Here is a 21,564-nt window from a genome sequence, read left to right as displayed (position 1 = left end):
GTGTAGATAAGCTTTCTTAGCGTTATTTTTGAAAGGTAGCTACATAGAAGTTCACAGATGAATGTACAATGAGTAGAAGGCCTATTTGTTGAACATACCACTGAAAAACGGCATTTACTTTTAGGTAGATGCCGTTTTTTATATGCTTAACTTACTTTTTCTAGCTCAACGGGCACACCATTTAACACTGCATTACCAGACAGTTCGTCAACCTGCATGTCGTCAGTAAGTACGTTGGTGTTAACCCCTGGGTGCTGACTTGCCACAGACAGTTTAATACCTTTTTTATTGTGCCCCCATCCATGCGGGATAGACACTACGCCAGGCATAATTGCATCTGTGATTTCAGCCTCTATAGTTAGTTGGCCCACTCGCGATTTCACGCATACCTCATCGCCATCTGCAATGCCGTATTTTGCCCCATCATCAGGATGAATCTGTAGCGTACAGCGGTTGTTGCCTTTCACCATACGGGGGCTGTTGTGCAACCAAGAATTATTGGTTTTAATATGTCTGCGCCCTATTAAAACGAGGGGCTGATTTTGCGCTGAAACATAGTTCGTTTGTCCAAAGAAATGCGTGTTTACCCTGCCCAAATCAGCCATGAAGTAATCAAAGTCTAAGTGGATTTTCTTATCTTCGTGGAACAGGGCATGAGGCAAAGACGGTTGTAGCGGCCCTAAATCTATTCCGTGTGGCTGTTCTTTAAGTATTTCAATCGACAGCCCGCCTTTCGGAACAGCAGTTGAACTTTCACTTAAATTTGCAGCAGCACCATCACTTTTGCTTGCTGCTCGACCATAAAGACCTGCTTGCAACAAATCATCAACCACACCTTTAGGTTGCTTGTCCCAAAGCGCAACATAGTGAGCCGTGCTTTTCCCGTTTAGCGCATCGAGCCTTTCTGCCAAAGATAAATAAATTTGCCAATCGGTAAGCTGATCTTCGTCAATGTCCACCACCGCTTCAGAGTACTTAGCGAAATTTCGCACAGCGAAGTTGTGAAAAACAACGTCGTAGTGGTCGCGTTCTAGCGCGGTTACTGGAGGAAGAATTACATCAGCATGGCGGGAAGTTTCGGTAACATAAAAGTCTACGGCAACCATGAAGTCGAGTTGTGAAAACGCCTTATCGAGCTGCTCTGCATTGGGCGTAGTAACCACGGGATTGCCAGCACCAATTACCATGGCTTTAATTTGCCCGTCTCCGGGGGTTAAGATTTCCTCGGCTAAACACGCTACCGGGTACTCACCAGCAAACGCCGGAAGCCCTCGTACGCGAGAACTAAACCCGCCCATACTACCCCTACCTGAAACTGGCAGTACGTCAGCGGCCGGCTGGGTAAACATCATGCCACCTCGCTTATCTAAGTTTCCGGTAAGCATGTTAAACAGCATAATAAGATACTGAGTGAGCGTGCCAAACGTTTGTACGCTAGCCCCCATCCTTCCATAACAAACTGCAGACTCGGCATTGCAGAAATCCAGAACAAGCTGAGTTATTTGTGACGCCGATATACCGGTAAGCTCGCTGACTTTTTGTGGCGAGTAATCGCGAACGTATTTTTCGACCTCTTTTATATCTTCTGCATAAGGTAAAATTTCATCCACTTTGTACAATTGCTTTTCAAACAATACATGCAGCATAGCCAGTAGCAATAGCGCATCACTGCCAGGGCGAATAAAGTGATGTTCGCAGCTGATATCTGCGGTTTCGCTGCGTTTAGGGTCGATAACAACGACCTTCCCACCGCGTTTTTGAATACCCTTCAAACGCTTTTTAACGTTTGGCACTGTCATAATGCTGCCGTTGGATGCCAGCGGGTTCCCGCCAATAATCATAAAGTGCTGCGTGTGATCGATGTCAGGAATGGGTATTTGAGAGATATGACCAAACAGCCGTCTACTAACAATGTGATGTGGCAACTGGTCAACAGATGTGGCGGAATAACGGTTATAAGACTTAAGGGCTCGATAGAAATAAGGCCCGAACAATATAGACCCCATATTGTGCGCATTGGGATTACCTAAATACACGCCTACCGCATTGTTACCGTGAGTCTGCTGGATGTGGTGCAATTTGTTTGCAACCAAGTCAAAGGCTTCATCCCACCCTATCTCTTCCCAGGTGCTGCCTTCTCCGTCGTTTTTTACTCTTTTAACTGGGCGCTTCAAGCGATCAGGGTCGTCGTACAAATCTTTTAGCGCACTGGCTTTCGGGCAAACATGACCTTGGCTAAAGGGGTTATCTTTATCCCCTTTTATTGACAGTATTTGACGGCCTTTCGTCGCTACTTCAATACCACACATTGCTTCACATAATGTACAAGTAGAGTAATGCAATTGTTGTTCAGCGTTGCTCACGGTAATTCCTACACAATTCATTGTTAATGATTTGTTATGAAATTAGCGATTATTGCTGTAATAGACAAGCATCACTGAAAGTGATGATGCAATCGTTGAACGTTAAATTTGTTCCTATGATCGCATTAGCTAAATGAAATTCGATTATTTTGCAGTAATATTAACGTTAGTTTTACAACCCAAGAGTACGGTGTTTCACGTTTAATCATGTACTCTGATGTAGACAGAAAATAAATAACAAGTACTTGGAAACATAATTATGATAACGACAAAGAAACGTTTACTGGCCATCACGCTAGTAAGCGCTTTAGGCTTAGGTGTAATACCTACTACATTCGCCCAGAACGACAGTGAAGAAAAAACAGAAAACGAACTTGAAAAGTGGGAAGTCAGTAACCCACCTTATGCACTAAACGAAGTCACCATTAAAACAAACGAAACCACCTGGTCGAGCTTAGACGTTGCTCCAAACGGCGAGTTTATGGTTTTTGACATGCTGGGCGACTTGTACAAAGTGAGCATGAGTGGTGGCGATGCAACGCCGCTTACGCAAGATTTTGCTTGGAATATTCACCCTGCTATTTCTCCCGATGGAAAACAGGTTGCGTTTATCTCGGATAAAGACGGCTTAAGCAACGTGTGGGTTATGGACATTGACGGCAATAACCTTCGGCAAATTACGAAAGAGAAAAGTAATCTTATTCACTCTCCTAAATGGAGCCCAGACGGCGAATACCTAGTGGTAACCAAAGGCATCATGTCTAGCCGTAGTATTCCGGCAGGCGAGATTTGGATGTACCACAAATCAGGTGGTGACGGCCTGCAAATTAAAGCCCGTAACAGCGGAAAGCGCGACCAACAAAACATTGCCGACCCTGTGTTTTCCCATGACGGTAAGTATATTTACTTTACTGAAAATACAGTGCCGGGCGCCCGCTTTGAATATAACCGCGACCCGTTAGAAGGCATTTTTGCTATCACTCGCTACGACCGCGAAACTGGCGAAGAAAGCCGCTATATTAGCGGCACGGGCGGCGCTGTGGTTCCTACGCCTTCACCTGATGGTAAATACATCGCTTTTGTACGCAGGGTTAAAGATAGAACCGCGCTTTTCATTAAAGACACCAAGACAGGTGTAGAAACACCGCTGACGTTGGAACTAGAGCGAGATATGCAGGAAGGCTTTGGTTCGGAAGGTTACTTTGCCTACTTCGACTGGATGCCAGACAGCAGCGAAATCGTATATTGGACAGGCGGTAAATTTCACACCATCGACGTGAAAGATAAAACCACCAGCACCATGGACGTGACCGTTGAAGGCACGGTGAAATTTGCCGATGCATTACGCTTTGATGTAGACGTTGCACCTGATGAATTCGACGTTCGCATGATCCGCTGGTCGCAAATGTCGCCGAACGGCAAAACAGTTCTCTTTCAAGCACTGGGTAAGCTATACGTGCGCGACATAAAGTCGGGCAAAATTAAGCGCCTAACAAAACAAAACGACCATGATGAGTACTATCCGCGCTTTTCTAACGACGGTAAATCAATTGTTTATACCACTTGGAATGACCAAGACTTAGGCACCGTTCGCGTAGTTTCTGCCCGAGGGGGTAAAGGAAAAGTCATTACCCAGCAGCCAGGTCACTACATTGAGCCGTCGTTCTCTGCCGATGGCGAGAAAGTCGTCTTCCGCAAGTTTACGGGCGGCTACTTATTAGACCCCAAATACTCGGTTGAGCCAGGAATTTACGTAGCAGATCTTGAAGAAGACACCGTAGAAAAAGTCTCTGATGGCGGCTACAACGCGCATTTCGCGGGTAACGACGACCGAGTGTATTTCACCGAATCAGCGGGCGGCGAAGCTTACTACGAAACCCAGCTTTCAAGCGTTAACCTTGAGGGTAACGACAAGCGAACTCACCTTTACGGTGCAGATAAAGTAAGTGAGTACAAACTTTCACACGATAAGAAATGGGTTGCGTTTGTTTACCAGTTCAAAACGTACGTGGCGCCGTTTGTCGAAAATGGCAAGCGCATTACCATTGGCCCGAACATGACCTCACTGCCGGTAACGCAACTCTCAAGCCGTGCAGGTGAATACTTAACGTGGTCGCCTGACAATAAAACCCTTAGCTGGTTTAACGGCCCTACGCTATTTAGCCGTTCACTTGATGAAGCCTTTGCCTTTGTGGATGGCGCAGCGGAAACCTTGCCTGAACCAGTAGCTGAAGGTATGGACTTGTCGTTCACCACCAAGGCTGACAAGCCATCTGGTTACAAAGCTTTGGTTGGCGGTAAAGTGGTAACCATGCGCGATGCAGACAACACCCAAGAGGTGATTGAAGATGGCGTTGTGCTGATTAAAGACAACCGCATTGAAGCAGTGGGTAAACGTGGTGATGTGACCATTCCTGATGATGCAATGAAAATAGACACAACGGGTAAAACCATTATCCCAGGGCTTGTTGATGCGCACGCTCACGGCTCGCAGGGCCGCAATGAGATTATCCCTCAGCAAAACTGGAGTCAGTACTCGAATGTGTCGTTCGGTGTAACTACTATTCACGACCCATCAAACGACACGACAGAAATTTTCGCTGCCGCAGAATTACAGCGTAAAGGCGATATTGTTGCGCCGCGTATCTATTCCACAGGCACCATTTTATACGGTGCAGAAGGACTAGGTTACAAAGCGATTATCAATAATTATGAAGATGCCTATTTCCACGTAGAACGCTTGAAAGAAGCCGGTGCTATTTCAGTGAAAAGCTACAACCAGCCCCGTCGTGATCAGCGTCAGCAAGTGTTGTGGGCGGCAAAAAATCAAGAGATGATGGTAGTGCCTGAAGGGGGCGGTAAGCTTCAGCAGAATCTGACTATGCTGGTAGACGGTCACACCGGTCTTGAGCACAGTATTCCTGTGGAAAAAGGCTACAGCGACGTCACACAGCTATGGAAGGCCACAGAGTTTGGCTATACGCCGACCTTTGTTGTGTCGTACGGCGGCATGATGGGTGAAGAGTACTGGTACGATAAAACAGAAGTGTGGAAGAACCCGCGCCTTCTTCGCTATACCCCATCAACAATTCTAGATAGACGCGCTATTCGCAGGCCAACTGCACCAGAAAATCAATACAACCACCAAAACGTAGCCAGCTACGCCAAAGAGCTTCGAGATAATGGGGTCAGTGTACATATTGGCGCTCACGGACAGCGTGAAGGCTTAGCTGCGCACTGGGAGCTGTGGATTATGGAGCAAGGCGGCTTCACGCCATGGGAAGCACTACGCGGCGGTACTATTGATGGCGCGAAACATCTAGGTATGGGCAAAGATCTTGGTAGTATCGAAAAAGGTAAACTAGCTGACCTAGTTGTGATTGATGGCGATGTACTTAGCGACATTAGAAAGAGTGAATTCGTAGAATACACTGTACTAAATGGACGCGTATACGAGTCGGCCACCATGAACGAAGTAGGCAGCAAAGAAAAACGCAAACCGTTCTTCTTTGAAAAAGACAATGCCACCTTTATGCCGCAACAGACGGCAGATGAAGTGGAAGCGAAAGCGCACCATTATCATTGGGAACATTAATAAATGAACCGCTAAACAAAAAGGGGCATCACATTTTGTGAAGCCCCTTTTTACTTTCCGTCAGTTAAACTTGCTTGCTATCGATTACGCCCATACTGTTCGTGTGACGACACCCAGTCTGACGAACTAATGGCAGAGGCTAGCGATATCTCACCGGCCAACACCACAGACGCCACTATTTCTGCAAATTTATACACCCGATCTCGCCCATAGCAGTCGAGCAATTCTAAGCACTCTCGCTGTGTACCAATACCGGTACCGCCGCCATAAGTAGCGACGATAAGTGATGGAATAGTGATAGACACATATAAGTCACCATCGTCTGTTAATTCGGAATACATCATGGCCGCTGACGATTCAGATACGTTGGCTACGTCTTGCCCTGTTGCTATAAACATTGCGGTAATACCGTTTGGCGAATGAAGGCCGGTGTTATTCACACCAGATAAGAAAGACCCTACTCCGGCCACACGGCCGTGATAATCGATTTGTTTAGGGTCAACACGCATTACCTCCAATAAATGCTCTCGTTTAATAGTGGCTTCTGCCGTAACCCGTTTGCCTCGTGTGCGCATAATGTTTATTTGAGAGGCTTTTTTGTCGGTAGCAAAATTAGATTCAAGGTAAAAGTTCTCTATCCCCTCGTAATGGTCGAGTATCCACCCGCAAGCTGCAAAAGTTGCGCGCCCAACCATGTTTTGTCCAGCAGCATCGCCGGTTTTAAAGTTAAACCGCAAAAACGCAAATTTATTCGATAGAAAGTGGTCTATATAGGTTAGCTTAGCCACGCTTGAGGTCACTTCAGCTTCTTCTTTAATTTTTTCAAAGTTTGTTTTTATCCACTTTACAAAGTCCCGTGCGCCACGGGCATTTTCAAAGATAAAAACTGGGGCTCGTTGCATGGCATCATCAACTACCGTAGCCGTCACGCCACCACTCATGTTAAGTAACTTCATACCTCGGTTGTAAGACGCCACCAAGGTGCCTTCAGTAGTTGCAAGTGGCACGACAAAATCACCTTGAGCGTGTTCGCCTTTTATAGTCAACGGCCCAGCAATACCAATAGGAACCTGCGCCACGCCAATAAAATGCTCGATGTTACCTTTAAGCGCTTGCGGGTCAATTGAGTACTTACCTACGTGGTCAATTTTCTTGCCCGTAGCGCTTTCAAAATATTCTTGGCGTGTTTTTATAATGCTTTCGCCATAGTCGTCCATGTCGTCACGGGGGATAAAAGCACTGCGTTGACCGGGTGCCGTAATATTATCTTCTACTTCGAATTTAAGCTTTCCAAAGGGTGATGCAGAAAAGCAAATACCCAATTTGCGCTTTTCAGGGCATGGGGCCTCATCAATGTCTAAATGCACGGTAATGGTTTGACGTAAGCCAAACGGCTCGCCGTCCGAGTTGTTTAATGCATCCACGGAAATACAGGAATCAGGCGTAAGCTGCAGTGAAATTTTGTCTTCAGGAATTTTTTCTCCATCAAGAGAAATCCACTTTACTTCCTTGATTGTCGCGTCTTTTAACCTGTTTTTAAGAGAAAAAGATAAGCCTTTATTTGTCTTAGTGAGGCTTGCACGCGTGTAAAGTTGCTTTAAAAGTATGCTGGGTACAAACATGTGGCGTCCTTCTACGTATTCTTACCGTGTTGTTTTCATATTTCTTTGTTTTTTATAGCACATTCTTTATACACTTCTATGACTTCTTTATATTTCTTCGCCTTTTTCTTGCTCAATATCAACTTTCAAATTTAGGCCAAGCGCTTTCAAAAATGCGCCAAGCCCAACGAGGGTGCTTGTTACCGAAAAGTAGACCTTAAGCACTCTTCATTCGCTTCTCACTCCACCTAAAGTAAATACCGTCACCGCAGTAACGTTGACCACAAGGTATCTGGTAGTAACAAAACGGAGGCGTCATGGATCGCGATGCCAAGGATTAATCGCCGATATGGAAGCGGCAGCCAGATACTCTTTATGTGCAAACTAGCACCTAGCAAAGGGGTTGCTTCAACAGGACCTAAGCGCAAGTAGCGGATTATATAGGGATGAAGATGAGAACAGGGTTGTTTAGAAAAGAAGCTATTGATGAGCAATCAAACGCAGTAGAGGGCAGATTTTTAATGACGCCTAAACCTGCCTATTCAGCGATAGCTGGGCTACTTGTCGTGTGGATTGTGGCAGTTGCTGTTTACCTAAACATGGAAAGTTATGCACGAAAAGCTTCGGTAACTGGATGGTTAGAACCAAGCCATGGTGTTTTCAAGCTTTATTCAGACGCAAGGCGAGGAAAAGTGCTCGACGTTATAGCCAGTGAAGGTCAATTAGTTGAAAAAGGCGCACCGCTAATAAAAATTAGTTACAGCAGCAAGGATGCGTTAGGCCATAGAGTCAGTACACAGTTACTTGCCGAACTAGAGTCGAAACAAAACCGAACTCATCAAAGTATTAAGCGCCTGCGCACTTTGCACCTAGCACAGCAACAGCGTTTGGAAGAGCAGCTTTCCCAGGCTAAACATACTTTAGCAACGTTGAAAGACATTATTGCTTTAACCCGATCACAGTGGCTTTTGGCATCTAAACAATGGGCAAAATCACAAACCTTACTTGAGCAGGGACATATTAGCCGTGCCGACTTTGAAACCTATTCGCTTAATCGCTTAAATGCAGAGCAGAAACTTGCTTTAGCGAAAAAGGATTGGAATAACGAGCAGGCCAACATAGCAGCAATAAGTCATGAACTGGCTACCTTGCCTGAGCAACAAGCCAACGAGTTGGCAAATATAGAGAACACATATAGCGATCTCACCCAGCAAATTGTAAGTCACAAAAGTAATGCTGAAGAGATAATTTATGCGCCCCGCAGCGGCGTAATTTCAGGCCTACATGTTAGGACCGGTTATACAGTAGATAGCTCTCGTCCTCTACTCACACTGATCCCTCAAAATGCTGACATTCAAGCGCGAATTGCGGTCCCCGTGCGCTCAGCGGGATTTCTGCGAGAAGGACAAGCCCTACATATACGATATGACGCTTTCCCTTATCAAAAGTTTGGTGTGCAGTTTGGCGAGATAGTCAATATTTCTTCGTCGCTTGTCTTACCGGGAGAACTTGCCGATGCACCTATTTCAATTAGCGAGCCAGCCTACTTGGTTACTGCCACCTTAGATACAAACGAAGTATTGGCTTACGGCAGCAGTATTTCATTGAAAGCAGGCATGACATTTTCGGCAGATGTTCAATTAAGTCAACGCACGCTTATGGAATGGTTAATGGAACCGCTTTATAGCATTAAAGGGAAGCTGTAATCATGACGAGTTCAACACACCCTCTTTCGGTACAACTATTTCATACAACAAGCAGGGTACCGGTTATTTTGCAAAGCGAAGCGGCTGAGTGCGGACTTGCTTGTATGGCAATGATTGCACAGTACTACTCTGATAAGCGAGATCTTAATACTTTGCGTCAAAGCATATCCGTGTCATTGCGAGGTACAACTTTAAAAGACGTAATGCGAATTGCCAGTGATTTAGGCTTTCAAACCCGAGCCGTAAAGATAGAAATGGAGCATCTTGCGCAGCTATCTTGTCCAGCTATTTTGCACTGGGATATGAATCACTTTGTTGTTTTGACAAAAGTAAGAGGGAAGCATATTTTCGTTAATGATCCCGCGCTAGGAAAAAGAAAGCTCAATTTTGCAGAAGCCTCAAAATACGTCACGGGGATCGCGCTTGAGGTCTCACCAAGTGATACATTTAGCCCAAAAAAATCTGCGCCCCAACTTGGGCTTACTCAGTTTTTCTCCCGCGCCATTGGCTTTAAACGTAACCTACTAACCCTTTTCGCCTTATCGATAGTGCTGCAGATTTTTGCCCTTGCTGCACCCTACTACATGCAAACAGTGGTAGACGATGTATTAATTTACAACAACGATGCTTTGCTAAAAGCTCTCGCTATTGGCTTTACCTTATTACTGGTTATAGAAACCTTTACAAGCGGTATAAGAAAGTTCGTTATCTTGTCCGTTTCATCCCGCCTACAGCTACAGATGTCTGCCTCTGTATTTAAACACCTTTTAGCTCTTCCCTTAGACTATTTTGATAAACGCCATATTGGTGATGTGGTATCGCGCTTTGGTTCCTTGGCTAGCATTCGAGAGTTTTTAACAACAGGGGTCGTTACCGCCATGCTAGATGGAATAATGGCAATCGTCACCTTGGCGGTGATGAGTTTATATTCATTCAAGCTCACTTTGGTTGTCGTGGTAATCATGCTTATCTATCTGGCCATTCGTTTGGGACTCCTGCCATTTATAAAAAGGCATACCACAGAGCGCATTGCCTTGGCAGCATCTGAACAAAGCCACTTTATGGAAAGTGTACGGGCAATTTTACCTATTCGCGTGTATGGACAAGAAATACAGCGTCACGGCATTTGGCAGAACAAGCTAGTTGCAACGCTTAATAAAGACATCACCTTAGGGAAATTTAATATAGGTAGCGCACTGGCAAACCAATTGCTATTTGGTGTTGAAAACTTGGTCGTTGTTTATATTGGCGCGAACCTTGTCATGCAGGGTTCCCTTTCAATAGGCATGTTACTGGCTTTTATGGCATATAAGACAAGGTTTGTAGGTGCTATCGACGGTATAGTTAACAAGCTTATTGAGCTTAATATGCTAGGCGTTCATTTCAACCGCTTAAGCGATATTTTACTTACACCAGTAGAGCAAAAAACTAAAGTTCAGCCGCTATATAACACTGAGCGTTCGCTCGGCGTACAGAGTACACATACGCGTAACCGCCCGGCTTCTACCTCAGATTCACTTAACTCTCCCCTATTCCACCAGCCCAATGCTGACTTGCCGGAAAGTAGCACATTCGACGGTAGCGCTATGACAGGTGCTACCGCACTTAGGGTGAAGTCACTTAGCTACCGCTATGGGGAAAATAGCGAGTGGGTATTTAAAAACCTGACACTTTCAGTAAAAACCGGAGAAATCGTAGCCATTATAGGTGGCAGCGGCTGTGGTAAAAGCACGCTGCTAAAGTGTTTAATGGGCCTTTATCCAGCCTCGCAAGGTAGCATAGAACACCCTAGTACTGTAAACCCTGTCATCGCTTCTGTGCTTCAAGAGGACGCCTGCTTAAGTGGCACTATAGGCCAAAATATCTGTTGTTTTGAAGAAGTCCCCAACCTCAAGAAAATGGTTTATGTAGCACAACTTGCCTGTATCCATCACGACATTATGCACATGCCTATGCAATATCACTCGCTGGTAGGCGATATGGGTAGCAGCTTAAGCGGTGGGCAAAAGCAGCGCTTGCTTTTAGCGAGAGCGCTATATCAAGAGCCCGACATTTTGTTCTTAGACGAAGCAAGTAGCCATTTAGATATGGCCAATGAGGCGCAGATAAATCACCACCTCAAATCCTTGAATATGACTCGAATTATTGTGGCTCACCGCCCCCAATCTATTGCCATGGCAGACAAAGTTTATCGCCTAGAACAAGGCACATTACAACCATGCTCTCCCTCTGAAGTAACAGGAAGCGCAACATCTGGTAAACACGGAGAAACCCTATGAAAAACCATGAAGTAAGAGAACCCGCAGTATTAATGACGGCTGCTGAGCGCATGCAAATAGATGCAAGTGGTATTACCGCTCGTGACACCGTTATTCCCATGGACTGTTTGTCGAAACGTGAGCTACAGGTAGTACACAAAATAATGGAAGGCCGCTCTAACAAAGTGATCGCCTCGGAGCTATTTATTAGCGAGCGAACCGTTAAGTTTCACTGTGCCAACATTTATAAAAAACTCAATATCAGTAGCCGTTCAGCACTTATCGCCTGCTGCTTTAGAACCCTTTACCGAGAAGTGGTTTCGCTTTAAGCGCACCCACTTTTTAACTCAACACGCCACTACAAGGAGCGTACTTTATGAAACACCATCAACCAAATAACAACCACCCAAATCTAAACCAACCAGCAAGCACCAAGCCCGTTGCTTTAGCGGAAGCTCAGCTGTTTGAAGTATCCGGCGGTCTACGCGTTCGTTTAAGCGATACCGTACCGGTAGTTGGCCCTGCCCCCAAAGAGCCGGTTTATATAACCATGGCTATTGGTGAAGGCGGCGGCAAACTACCAGATATTTTGTCATAGCTCTAACCCCTTAGCGTCAGCATATGGATAGCCAGTGTTTACAATCTGTCCATATGTTGCGCTTTTAACAAACAAATGTTCTTAATCGATAACCCATTAGCAAGGAGCGCGAATGCACGTTGCACTTTTAGGAAGTGAGCAAGACCCACAAATTCAACACGTAGCGAAGGCGCTTAGTCAAACAGCGACCCCTTTTTATATCGCTAATACGCAACAATTCGGTTCCGCCTGGAGTATTAGCTATGACCCTGATTTTGATGACGGATTGGTCCATTTTAATTCACCGACACTATGTGACCAACCCAGAGTGACTTTTTCAAACACCAAAGCAGCCTATTGGCATGAATATTTGCCGGGAACTTCGTTGACAGCATCAGATGCGAAGAGTCGTCCCGATCACGCTTTGAATAACAAAATGAAGACCGAAAAGCCTAACGATAATCCATCTAAACTGCTAGCTGATGCTACTTGGACCGAGCAAGAACGGGCAAGCACTTTACTTTGTTGGTTTAGCTATAGCGACATCAAATGGGTCAATTCTATCGATGCCGTGAGAAGCCACCAATGTAAGCCTTATCAATCGCGCGTTGCTGGCAAGTTAGGTGCACATATACCCTACACCTTTGTTGGCAATGCCCCCGAAGTCGCCTCTCAGTTTTGCAACAATATGCGTGATGTTGTTTATAAGCCGGTGCGCGGGGGTCGCACGGTACAATTTGTAAATAAACAACCTAATATGCGCCCGCTCCTAAATACACTTTTAAATGAGCGCCCTGTGACCTTTCAAAAATACATTGCGGGCGAAAATGTACGTAGCTATGTGCTTGGCAATGATGTGCTAAGCGTCCAAATCGACTCAAGCGAACTAGATTATAGAAACGACGACAATGCCAGTGTGTCTGTGACTATTATCCCAAACGAGGTGCAGCGTATGGCTATTAAAATTTGCCAAGCGTTAGGCATGCATTGGTGCGCAATTGACTGGCGTAGAAGTGCGAAGGGAAAGTACTTTTTTCTAGAGGCAAACCCCAGCCCTTATTTCCTAAAAGTAGAGAACGATACTGGTCTGGATATAACAGACAAAATGGTGGCACTGCTTATGAAGATTTAGTTTTTATAAACATTTGAATAAAACCTATTTGCTTCTAAGTACTTTCGTAAGTTCTCTCAGCTGTTATTTACATAACTGTTAAAAATGCTTATTGACAATACACCCCCAACCTATCAACATGATAGGTAATGGAAGAATAATTATGGCCCGAAAGTCCCCCCAAAGGCGTTAAGGAATTCCCCCTTACAGAGAAAACTGCAAGGAAGATAATGAGCGATCTTGCAGAAAACCATACTCATAGAATTCGGTGGAGTAAGCATGTAAAGCAGCGTATGAATGAGCGAGGGGTAACCACAGGTCAGCTGATGACTTTACTTAGGAGTAAATATTCAGTGTTTAGGGAAGGGCCATATCTTGATATAACCGGAGACTGGAAATTTAATCTGAAAGGTTTAGCAGCGGGAAAGGTCATTGAACTAACCATAGCGCTAAGGAATCATCATGATAGTCCAACTTCAGTTCTTGTTACTGTTTGGATAGTTTGAGAGGTTTATATGTACCATTACACTGAAAGTGGGTTGTCAAATGTGTTTCTGAAAAATGGTGTTACTGTTGAGATTGTCGATGGGGAAGAATACACAAGTATTGACGACATAAACGGCCTAAATAGCGCGATAGCGCAAGCGATTGTAAACACCAACAAACCTCTTGCCCATGATGAGTTTAAATTCTTACGTATTGAATTAAATATTTCTCAGAAAATACTCGCGACTCGTTTTGGTGTCGATGAACAGACCATTGCACGTTACGAGAAGGGGCAAACGAAAATTCCAAGGACAACAGATGCTGCTTTAAGGGCGCTGTACATGGAAAGCCAAGAAAAGAATAATCCTGTTAGTTACTTTCTTGATCTACTTGCCGATACTCAGGCTGAAGAAGCTGCAAGTATAATTCGTCTTGAAGAAATTGAAGATCACTGGAAAAAAGTGGCAGACTAACCCTTACTTTTTCCAACAAAAAAGCCGACGTCATTCATAGAGTCGGCTTTTTACTAACTGTTTGTGTAGAAGTAAATACTCACAACCCAACTACAGGAAGAGGCCTCTACTTAGCAATTAATTAAAGGATGAAACGCGATAGGTCTTCGTTGTCCACCAAGGTTTCTAGGTGGCTGTTAACGTAATCTGCATCAATCACGAAGCTCTCACCGCTTTTTTCAGAAGCATCAAATGAAATATCTTCCATTAAGCGTTCAAGCACCGTGTGCAAGCGACGTGCGCCAATGTTTTCGGTGCGCTCATTCACCTGCCATGCTGCTTCTGCAATACGCTGAATGCCCGAATCATCGAAGCTGATATCAACCCCTTCCGTTTTCATTAACGCAACATACTGCTGAGTTAATGATGCATTTGGTTCGGTAAGGATACGTTTAAAGTCACCTACTTTCAGCGCAGCAAGTTCAACACGAATTGGCAGTCGACCCTGAAGTTCTGGGATAAGATCCGACGGCTTGCTCATTTGGAATGCACCTGAAGCAATAAACAAGATATGGTCGGTTTTAACCATGCCGTGTTTCGTCGATACCGTAGAGCCTTCTACAAGTGGAAGAAGGTCACGCTGTACGCCTTCACGAGAAACATCGCCAGACGTATTGCCTTCACGCTTACAAATTTTGTCAATTTCGTCTACAAACACAATACCGTGCTGTTCTACTGACTCAATAGCTTTTTCTTTCAAATCTTCTTGATTTACAAGGCGTGCTGCCTCTTCTTCAATAAGCAACTTGAACGCTTCTTTAATTTTCAGCTTCTTCTTTTTCTTTTGCGAACCAGACAAGTTTTGGAACATGCCTTGAAGCTGATTAGTCATTTCTTCCATACCAGGAGGCGCCATGATTTCTACGCCCATCTGTGGAAGTGCAACGTCAATTTCAATTTCTTTGTCGTCTAAGTCGCCCTGACGTAGCTTCTTGCGAAATGCTTGGCGTGTGCCGCGATCTTCAACGTCTTCTTTGTTGCCCCACGCGTCTTCTGGTGGAGGAAGCAAAACGTCTAAAATGCGCTCTTCCGCGGCTTCTTCAGCACGGAATTTCACTTTCTTCATTTCATTTTCTTTCGTCATTTTTACCGCGATGTCGGCTAAATCACGAATGATGGTTTCAACTTCTTTACCCACATAGCCCACTTCGGTGAACTTTGTCGCTTCAACTTTAATGAAAGGCGCGTTAGCAAGTTTAGCTAAACGGCGAGCGATTTCGGTTTTACCCACCCCCGTTGGACCAATCATCAAAATATTTTTTGGCGTAACTTCTTGGCGCAGCTCAGGCTCAAGCTGCATGCGACGCCAGCGGTTTCTAAGTGCAATAGATACGGCGCGCTTGGCATCTTGTTGACCGATAATGTGTCGGTCTAACTCGTGAACAATTTCTCTTGGTGTCATCTCAGACATGAATAAACCCTTTTCTAACAATACTTGTTGTACTTGCTACGCAAACGAGCGACAACAAGCCAATAACAGCTTTCGCTATTACTTAGTAATCTAGTACATCAACCGTTTGGCTATGGTTAGTGAATACGCAAATATCACCGGCAATGGTCAGCGATTTTTCAGCAATTTCTTTAGCACTTAACTCGGTATTATCTAAAAGTGCAGTAGCTGCCGCTTGTGCGTAGTTACCGCCAGAACCAATAGCAATAAGATCTTGTTCTGGCTGCACTACGTCACCGTTACCGGTAATAATAAATGACGCGGTTTCGTCGGCTACAGCAAGCAGGGCTTCGAGTTTGCGTAACGCCCTGTCGGTCCGCCAGTCTTTGGCAAGTTCAACCGCCGCTTTGGTTAAATGGCCTTGGTGCGCTTCAAGCTTGGCTTCAAAGCGCTCAAATAGCGTAAACGCGTCGGCCGTGCCGCCCGCAAAGCCCGCAAGAATTTTGTCGTGGTACAAACGGCGCACCTTGCGCGCATTCCCTTTCATTACTGTGTTGCCCAGTGATACCTGTCCGTCACCGGCCATTACCACTTGATTCCCACGTCGTACAGATACAATCGTTGTCACGTTATTTCCCCGTTTAGCTGGGCGCTGCTGCGTTTTATACGTACCTTTTAGAGGAACTAGGGCAGCAGCGTAATAATTCAATAACAAATAAGTGGGGGAAGGCTTTTTAATTTCAAGGGTAGGATAGAATAATGTGCGCTCAGCGCTGCTTACTATATAGGCTTAGCGAAATCGATATCCTTCAATTTCAAAACCAAAACCACTTTCGTAGCCCTTAACATACACCCACCCTTTATTCGGTAGGCGTTTGTACTCGCTTTCCCTTAAGCATAAGCGCCCATCAGACAGGGGGCCGTTCTCTTTTAGCAAAAGTGGATGTCGACAGCGTTTAGAGCCGCTTCCTTTTTCATAAGCAAATTTTCGTTCGGTCTCTTGTTTATCGGACGCTAAATGAATTGTGTAGGGCAATGCCGTATCAACAAAACCAAAGCATAAGAAGAAGGCTAGTAGCGGCATACCAATTAACGTCATTTTTCCACGCAAATCTTTAGTCACAAACTGCGCGTGCCGCTTATCGACAAAAATGGAGAGGTAATAAGAGGCGCTGTAGGCAAAAGTGAGAAGTACGATGGCCCATGTGGAATTGTTTATCCACTCGCTAATCACGATAAAATTGGTAAAAACCGTTACAAACAAAGCACCGATAAGTACCAAAAAGGTAATGTTCGATATGCGTGTGACCAGGTGTAGCTCAGACCATTTAGGTCGAGAAATGTGCTCATCTTGAAAGGCGCTATCCGCATCATCTTCGAATGGCTGCGTTGCGCGCTTAGTAGCGAGCTCATTCTTTGCTGCCTGATAGCGCTCCGGAAAGGCCTGCTTATCGATATTTTCCAGAACGTCCTCAAGCTCTTCTATGCTATAAGCGGCGTAGTCGGGTTGTTCGGTGATGGCAATATTCATTAATACTTCCTTGTAATCGTATACTTCCGCTACGCGCTATCACTGCGCCGTATGCAGCGCATTAAGTGTCACCGACAATGAACTGCTACAAATTCCAGTACCAAATTTGGCATGTGGCAATGTTCACCTTACGTAGGCTGTGCTTGGCTTTCTCCGCATCGCGCTTAGACTCATAAGGGCCAAGAATAACGCGGAACCAATCACCATTGCTGCCGGTGCTGTGTCTGATAAGCGCTTCTAAACCCTGGAATGCAATTTTGGCTTTCATCTCTTCTGCTTGGGCGCGGGTTCTAAACGAGGCGCACTGCATTAAATAGCGTTTATCCGACTTTTCCTGCTCTCTTACTTCAACTTCTACTTCGTATCCTGGCAGAGTCTTGATGTATTCCCACTCTTCTTCAGGCAGTTCAGGTAAAGATTCTTCTGTTGGGGCAACGGGTCGTGAGGCTTGAGTATCTACGTCATCCTCTACATTGTCTTTTATCGACCATAAAAATACACCGAAACCAATCACTAGAGCGAAAATGCCTATAAGGCGCACGATAGGAAGCTTCCCAGAAACTGGGCCGTTAGATTGTGCGTTTGATCGCGTATTTGTAGCCGGTTTTCTACCTTTACCAGCAGCCTTCTTTTTTTGAGGAGAGCGTCCACGAGAGACATAATCGCGTTGAGCCATAGTCGGCAATATTCCTACTTGTTATCGTTGTTTGTATGCGTAAGAAAACGTCATATACCAAGTCTATTAGAAGGGCTAGTGTTTCAGCCTCTTCAATCTTGTTAAAATTTTAACGTATTGCTACCCAACAAGCTAACTGAAATCAGTAGGATCGATATCTATCGACCACCTTACCTTCATAGCCTGTGGTAACGCCTGTAAAAATGGCAGCGCCAAACGCAGCGCGTTATGAAGCGGCGCACGCTTTTCATGGCTGCATACCAGCATAAACCGAAACCTGCCTTGCCGTTTTTCAATTAAGCAAGGAAACGGACCGTTTATATTAATGGCGTGCTGTTGACTAAACACCTGCTTACTTTCCTGTAGAAAGCGATAAGCCAAACTGCTATCGGTAGCCTCGGCGCGAATAACAAACTGGCTAATAAAAGGGGGTAACCCTGCTGCCTTACGCTCCATTAAAGCGTGCCGTGCGAAATGCCCATAGCCATTGTGCACTAAATCTTGTAGCAAAGGGTGATGAGGATTGTGGGTTTGAAGCCACATTTCACCAGGTTTGCTTGCGCGCCCCGCTCTTCCAGCAAGTTGAGTAACAAGCTGCGCGAGCTTTTCTGGTGCTCTAAAATCCGCGCTAAAAAGAGCACCATCACAATCTAGCACTGCTACTAGGGTGACATGAGGAAAGTGATGACCCTTTGATAGTATCTGGGTGCCAACTAGCAGCTGGTACTCTTGGCGATTAATAGCATCAAGGGTTTGGTGAAGCTTGTCCTTGCCCCGCACGGTGTCACTGTCAATACGTACTTGTTTAACGCCTGGGAATAAACTTGCAAGCCCTTGCTCCACTTGCTCGGTCCCCGTACCTGCCGTTACTAATTCATTGTGATGGCACGCTTCGCAGTTCGATGGCATTGAACGCATGCCACCGCAGTGGTGGCACTGTAATCGGTTTTGGGCTTTGTGTACGGTATAAGGGCGGTCACAGCGCTTACACATTACGGTTTCACCACAGCGATGACAAAGTAGCGCTGGCGCATAACCTCTTCGATTCACAAACACCAACACCTGATTTCCTGCGCTAATATGCTGACGCATTATCGTTAGCAGACCTTGTGAAATGCCGTAATGAATAGGTTGGTCGCGCGCATCCAGCACATGCTGATGTGTGCTTTTCGCACCTCCCGCTCGCTTGGTTAGCTGTAAGTGAGCATAGCGGCCGCTTAGTGCATTGTTGAGTGTTTCAAGCGCGGGCGTGGCACTGCCTAGTAAAAGAGGAATATTGTGCTGCTTGGCACGCATGGCTGCTAAGTCACGGGCGTGGTAGCGAAGCCCATCTTGCTGTTTAAAAGACTCGTCATGCTCTTCATCCACAATCAACATGCCGGGGTTATGCAGCGGCGTGAAAATAGCCGAACGAGTACCAATGATAATACCGAGTTCACCGGCTTTAGCACGCTGCCAAACATGTAAACGTTCTTTATCAGAAATCTGAGAGTGCAAAACGCCCACCGCAATGCCAAAGCGCTTCTCAAAACGAGATACCGTCTGAGGTGTAAGCCCAATTTCAGGCACAAGTATAAGCACTTGTTTTCCGCCGCGCAGTAAAGGTTCAATGGCCTGAAGGTACACTTCCGTTTTACCGCTACCGGTAACCCCTTCAAGCAAACTTACCGCGAAGTTACCTTGCTGACGATTAAGCGCAGCAATGGCAACTGACTGTTCACTGTCTGGAATTGGCTTTTCAGAAAGCGATAACGAGGCAAGCCAACTACCTGGCTTAAATTCAGGTGCTATTTCTTCGATACGTACCAAAGACTTTTCAACGAGCGCTTTAACTGCAGGTGCACCATATTGTTTTCGCGCTTGCGACGCTAATAAAGCTCCACCAGCCAGCGCGGCAAAGCAAGCTTGTTGCTTCGGCGCTCGCGATAGCGTTTCTGCAGCCGTTTGCTCACCGTCTTCGGTAAACATTAGCATGTCTTGTGGCGTTGGGGCCGCCGACTCGCCTTTGCGTAATAAAACAGGCAACATGGCGTGCAGTACTTCACCTGGCGCATGATGATAATACTGCCACAGCCACTGTGCCATTTTCAGCAACACATCATCGATAATAGGGCTATCGTCAAGTACCGACTCGATAGCTTTTAACTTGTCGACGTTGTCAATTTCACTTTCATTTTTTTGCAGGGTTTCGACGACCACACCCACCAATTTGCGTGGACCAAAAGGCACATTCACTCTTACACCCGCACTGAGTGCGTTGTCGTGAGTATATGTGAAAAGTTGGCGCAGTGGCACTGGCACGGCAACTTGGATAAAGGCCATTGCGAACGTTCTACCTTATTTGATGACTTTTACAGCGCGCAAATTGCTTGCTGAGCGTCTTACACTGAAACTATTTATTTAGAGGCTACATGCATACCTGTAGGTTACAGCAATGTGCGCTGCTAGCAGCTAGCTCCCCCCCTAGCTATACCTCTAGCTATTACCGCACAATTTTACCATTAGCGCATATGGGCCTAGCCTTGAAAGACAAATATTTAAACATACTTTACTGGTAAGCATGAAAGGAATGTTGTTTGTTTAGGCTTCTTGTTGAGTTCTCTTGTTTAACATTTGGACAAAAACCGCTTGATCAAGCCACTTCCATCCTATATTATGCGCCGCTCTTTTTGCGATGGGTTGTTCGTTGAACGACTTATCATTTGAATTAAGTAACGTATGGTGTGCGACTTCGGGTTGTATAGCGATACGGCCTTATTATTTGAGGTAACCCAATGAAACAAGATATCCACCCTAAATACGAAGAAATCAAAGCAACTTGCTCATGCGGTAACGTATTGAACATCCGCTCTACGCTTGGTAAAGACATCAACCTAGACGTATGTTCTTCATGCCACCCATTCTACACTGGTAAGCAACGTAACGTTGATACTGGTGGTCGTGTTGACCGCTTCAAGAAGCGTTTCGGTGCATTGGGCAAAAAGTAAGCCTGATATCGAGTTCGAAAAAAGCGCCTATATGGCGCTTTTTTATTGCCTGAAGGTTACTATTCATGTCAGAAACTACTGTTGAATAGCTTCCACTTATGCAAGCGCCTCTAATTAAAAGCTAATTGATCATATAAATAACGCTTACACTTAAAATCAAAACACTCATTATACTTAATGAAATTTTTTGATTCCTGACAGATGTTTATCCCAGTCTCCTCTACTTTGTTTTTTACACGCCTCTTCACTGTCAAAATAAATACCAACAGGAATAGACTTTATAGATTCAAGGGCTATATTCACCTGGTTTATGAAGTCCATATCCCAACCGCTTATCAATGCTTGCTGTTTCTCCCACTCCGTATTAAACACGGCAATAACTTTAGGCGCTTTCCAAGGCCCTAGATGCGTAAGCCATACAAAACCATTATGGTCAGATTTTACGTTTTCACACACGTCAGTTAGCACTGCGACTAGTTTTCTTTCTGTCATATTCTTTGTTTTAAAAGCTAGCTTGTAAGGTTTCTTGTCGTATTTTATCAGATAAATGAAAGCGAAATTAAAGAGGTTTATCTTTGTGCAATATTATCTAGCACTGTTTTTAAGAATATAAATTGATAAGTATTTTAGCCGTTAAAGCACCCGCATCTATAATACCATTACAATACACCCTCAAAATATTAAGCGGTTTAATAATAAATTTTATGAATGACAATTATAGGCTTATTTTACTGGTCTAATTAGTATGCCTCACCTACATTGATAATTGAG

Annotated in this window: 16 protein-coding genes; 8 read left to right on the top strand and 8 right to left on the bottom strand. The window is 45.0% G+C overall.

Annotated features, from left to right (window positions below):
• Positions 1 to 146: 146 nt before the first annotated feature.
• Positions 147 to 2,363 (bottom strand): molybdopterin oxidoreductase family protein, encoded by a 2,217-nt coding sequence (locus IW644_RS16775; RefSeq protein ID WP_269918555.1) that lies wholly within the window; start codon positions 2,361 to 2,363, stop codon positions 147 to 149.
• Positions 2,364 to 2,622: 259 nt separating this feature from the next.
• Here IW644_RS16775 and IW644_RS16770 point away from each other — a divergent pair, with 259 nt between their 5' ends.
• Entirely contained in the window at positions 2,623 to 5,958 is a 3,336-nt protein-coding gene (locus tag IW644_RS16770) for an amidohydrolase family protein (RefSeq protein WP_269918554.1), read from the top strand.
• A 77-nt stretch (positions 5,959 to 6,035) separates the two neighbouring features.
• On the opposite strand, the gene IW644_RS16765 is transcribed toward IW644_RS16770, so the two are convergent.
• Positions 6,036 to 7,580 carry a hydroxymethylglutaryl-CoA reductase gene (locus IW644_RS16765; protein ID WP_269918553.1) on the bottom strand — a complete coding sequence of 515 codons (1,545 nt, stop codon included), beginning with the start codon at positions 7,578 to 7,580 and terminating at the stop codon, positions 6,036 to 6,038.
• Positions 7,581 to 8,011: 431 nt separating this feature from the next.
• Between IW644_RS16765 and IW644_RS16760 the strand changes: the two genes are divergently transcribed.
• The 6 genes from IW644_RS16760 to IW644_RS16735 all read left to right on the top strand — a co-directional run bounded on the left by IW644_RS16760 (position 8,012) and on the right by IW644_RS16735 (position 14,170).
• Positions 8,012 to 9,265, top strand: coding sequence for an HlyD family secretion protein (locus IW644_RS16760; protein ID WP_269918552.1), 1,254 nt, complete (start codon positions 8,012 to 8,014; stop codon positions 9,263 to 9,265).
• Positions 9,266 to 9,267: 2 nt separating this feature from the next.
• Positions 9,268 to 11,544, top strand: a complete 2,277-nt coding sequence (locus tag IW644_RS16755; RefSeq protein ID WP_269918551.1) for a peptidase domain-containing ABC transporter — start codon at positions 9,268 to 9,270, stop codon at positions 11,542 to 11,544.
• Entirely contained in the window at positions 11,541 to 11,852 is a 312-nt protein-coding gene (locus IW644_RS16750) for a helix-turn-helix domain-containing protein (RefSeq protein ID WP_179984757.1), read from the top strand. The genes IW644_RS16755 and IW644_RS16750 overlap by 4 nt, the downstream gene beginning before the upstream one ends.
• Before the next feature lie 47 nt (positions 11,853 to 11,899).
• Positions 11,900 to 12,121 carry a hypothetical protein gene (locus IW644_RS16745; RefSeq protein ID WP_269918550.1) on the top strand — a complete coding sequence of 74 codons (222 nt, stop codon included), beginning with the start codon at positions 11,900 to 11,902 and terminating at the stop codon, positions 12,119 to 12,121.
• 112 nt (positions 12,122 to 12,233) lie between these two features.
• Positions 12,234 to 13,232, top strand: coding sequence for an ATP-grasp domain-containing protein (locus IW644_RS16740; protein ID WP_269918549.1), 999 nt, complete (start codon positions 12,234 to 12,236; stop codon positions 13,230 to 13,232).
• A 494-nt stretch (positions 13,233 to 13,726) separates the two neighbouring features.
• Positions 13,727 to 14,170 carry a helix-turn-helix domain-containing protein gene (locus tag IW644_RS16735; RefSeq protein WP_269918548.1) on the top strand — a complete coding sequence of 148 codons (444 nt, stop codon included), beginning with the start codon at positions 13,727 to 13,729 and terminating at the stop codon, positions 14,168 to 14,170.
• Positions 14,171 to 14,291: 121 nt separating this feature from the next.
• Here the strand turns inward: IW644_RS16735 and hslU are convergent, their stop codons facing one another.
• From hslU to priA, 5 genes are all read right to left on the bottom strand, one after another.
• Positions 14,292 to 15,620 carry an HslU--HslV peptidase ATPase subunit gene (gene hslU / locus IW644_RS16730; RefSeq protein ID WP_118491788.1) on the bottom strand — a complete coding sequence of 443 codons (1,329 nt, stop codon included), beginning with the start codon at positions 15,618 to 15,620 and terminating at the stop codon, positions 14,292 to 14,294.
• A gap of 82 nt (positions 15,621 to 15,702) precedes the next feature.
• Entirely contained in the window at positions 15,703 to 16,227 is a 525-nt protein-coding gene (hslV, locus tag IW644_RS16725) for an ATP-dependent protease subunit HslV (protein WP_025257580.1), read from the bottom strand.
• 162 nt (positions 16,228 to 16,389) lie between these two features.
• Positions 16,390 to 17,130 carry a hypothetical protein gene (locus tag IW644_RS16720; RefSeq protein ID WP_269918547.1) on the bottom strand — a complete coding sequence of 247 codons (741 nt, stop codon included), beginning with the start codon at positions 17,128 to 17,130 and terminating at the stop codon, positions 16,390 to 16,392.
• A gap of 85 nt (positions 17,131 to 17,215) precedes the next feature.
• Complete coding sequence (locus IW644_RS16715) at positions 17,216 to 17,806, bottom strand: SPOR domain-containing protein (RefSeq protein ID WP_179984761.1); 591 nt, start codon at positions 17,804 to 17,806, stop codon at positions 17,216 to 17,218.
• Between the two features lie 132 nt (positions 17,807 to 17,938).
• Positions 17,939 to 20,128 carry a primosomal protein N' gene (gene priA, locus IW644_RS16710; protein ID WP_269918546.1) on the bottom strand — a complete coding sequence of 730 codons (2,190 nt, stop codon included), beginning with the start codon at positions 20,126 to 20,128 and terminating at the stop codon, positions 17,939 to 17,941.
• 452 nt (positions 20,129 to 20,580) lie between these two features.
• Here priA and rpmE point away from each other — a divergent pair, with 452 nt between their 5' ends.
• Positions 20,581 to 20,793 (top strand): 50S ribosomal protein L31, encoded by a 213-nt coding sequence (gene rpmE / locus IW644_RS16705; protein ID WP_118491779.1) that lies wholly within the window; start codon positions 20,581 to 20,583, stop codon positions 20,791 to 20,793.
• Positions 20,794 to 20,967: 174 nt separating this feature from the next.
• Here rpmE and IW644_RS16700 read toward each other — a convergent pair whose 3' ends face one another.
• Complete coding sequence (locus IW644_RS16700; RefSeq protein ID WP_269918545.1) at positions 20,968 to 21,285, bottom strand: hypothetical protein; 318 nt, start codon at positions 21,283 to 21,285, stop codon at positions 20,968 to 20,970.
• Positions 21,286 to 21,564 lie beyond the last annotated feature (279 nt).

It is taken from the genome of Alteromonas sp. PRIM-21 (assembly GCF_027563165.1).
Taxonomy (GTDB): domain Bacteria; phylum Pseudomonadota; class Gammaproteobacteria; order Enterobacterales; family Alteromonadaceae; genus Alteromonas; species Alteromonas macleodii_A.
This window is presented reverse-complemented; position numbering and strand designations above follow the sequence as displayed.

What these genes read in the sequence shown, in the direction of transcription:
- IW644_RS16770 (WP_269918554.1), top strand. Translation starts at nt 2,623, where the DNA reads ATGATAACGACAAAGAAACGTTTACTGGCCATCACGCTAGTAAGCGCT.
- IW644_RS16765 (WP_269918553.1), bottom strand. Translation starts at nt 7,580, where the DNA reads ATGTTTGTACCCAGCATACTTTTAAAGCAACTTTACACGCGTGCAAGC.
- IW644_RS16760 (WP_269918552.1), top strand. Translation starts at nt 8,012, where the DNA reads ATGAGAACAGGGTTGTTTAGAAAAGAAGCTATTGATGAGCAATCAAAC.
- IW644_RS16755 (WP_269918551.1), top strand. Translation starts at nt 9,268, where the DNA reads ATGACGAGTTCAACACACCCTCTTTCGGTACAACTATTTCATACAACA.
- IW644_RS16750 (WP_179984757.1), top strand. Translation starts at nt 11,541, where the DNA reads ATGAAAAACCATGAAGTAAGAGAACCCGCAGTATTAATGACGGCTGCT.
- IW644_RS16745 (WP_269918550.1), top strand. Translation starts at nt 11,900, where the DNA reads ATGAAACACCATCAACCAAATAACAACCACCCAAATCTAAACCAACCA.
- IW644_RS16740 (WP_269918549.1), top strand. Translation starts at nt 12,234, where the DNA reads ATGCACGTTGCACTTTTAGGAAGTGAGCAAGACCCACAAATTCAACAC.
- IW644_RS16735 (WP_269918548.1), top strand. Translation starts at nt 13,727, where the DNA reads ATGTACCATTACACTGAAAGTGGGTTGTCAAATGTGTTTCTGAAAAAT.
- hslU (WP_118491788.1), bottom strand. Translation starts at nt 15,620, where the DNA reads ATGTCTGAGATGACACCAAGAGAAATTGTTCACGAGTTAGACCGACAC.
- IW644_RS16720 (WP_269918547.1), bottom strand. Translation starts at nt 17,130, where the DNA reads ATGAATATTGCCATCACCGAACAACCCGACTACGCCGCTTATAGCATA.
- IW644_RS16715 (WP_179984761.1), bottom strand. Translation starts at nt 17,806, where the DNA reads ATGGCTCAACGCGATTATGTCTCTCGTGGACGCTCTCCTCAAAAAAAG.
- priA (WP_269918546.1), bottom strand. Translation starts at nt 20,128, where the DNA reads ATGGCCTTTATCCAAGTTGCCGTGCCAGTGCCACTGCGCCAACTTTTC.
- rpmE (WP_118491779.1), top strand. Translation starts at nt 20,581, where the DNA reads ATGAAACAAGATATCCACCCTAAATACGAAGAAATCAAAGCAACTTGC.
- IW644_RS16700 (WP_269918545.1), bottom strand. Translation starts at nt 21,285, where the DNA reads ATGACAGAAAGAAAACTAGTCGCAGTGCTAACTGACGTGTGTGAAAAC.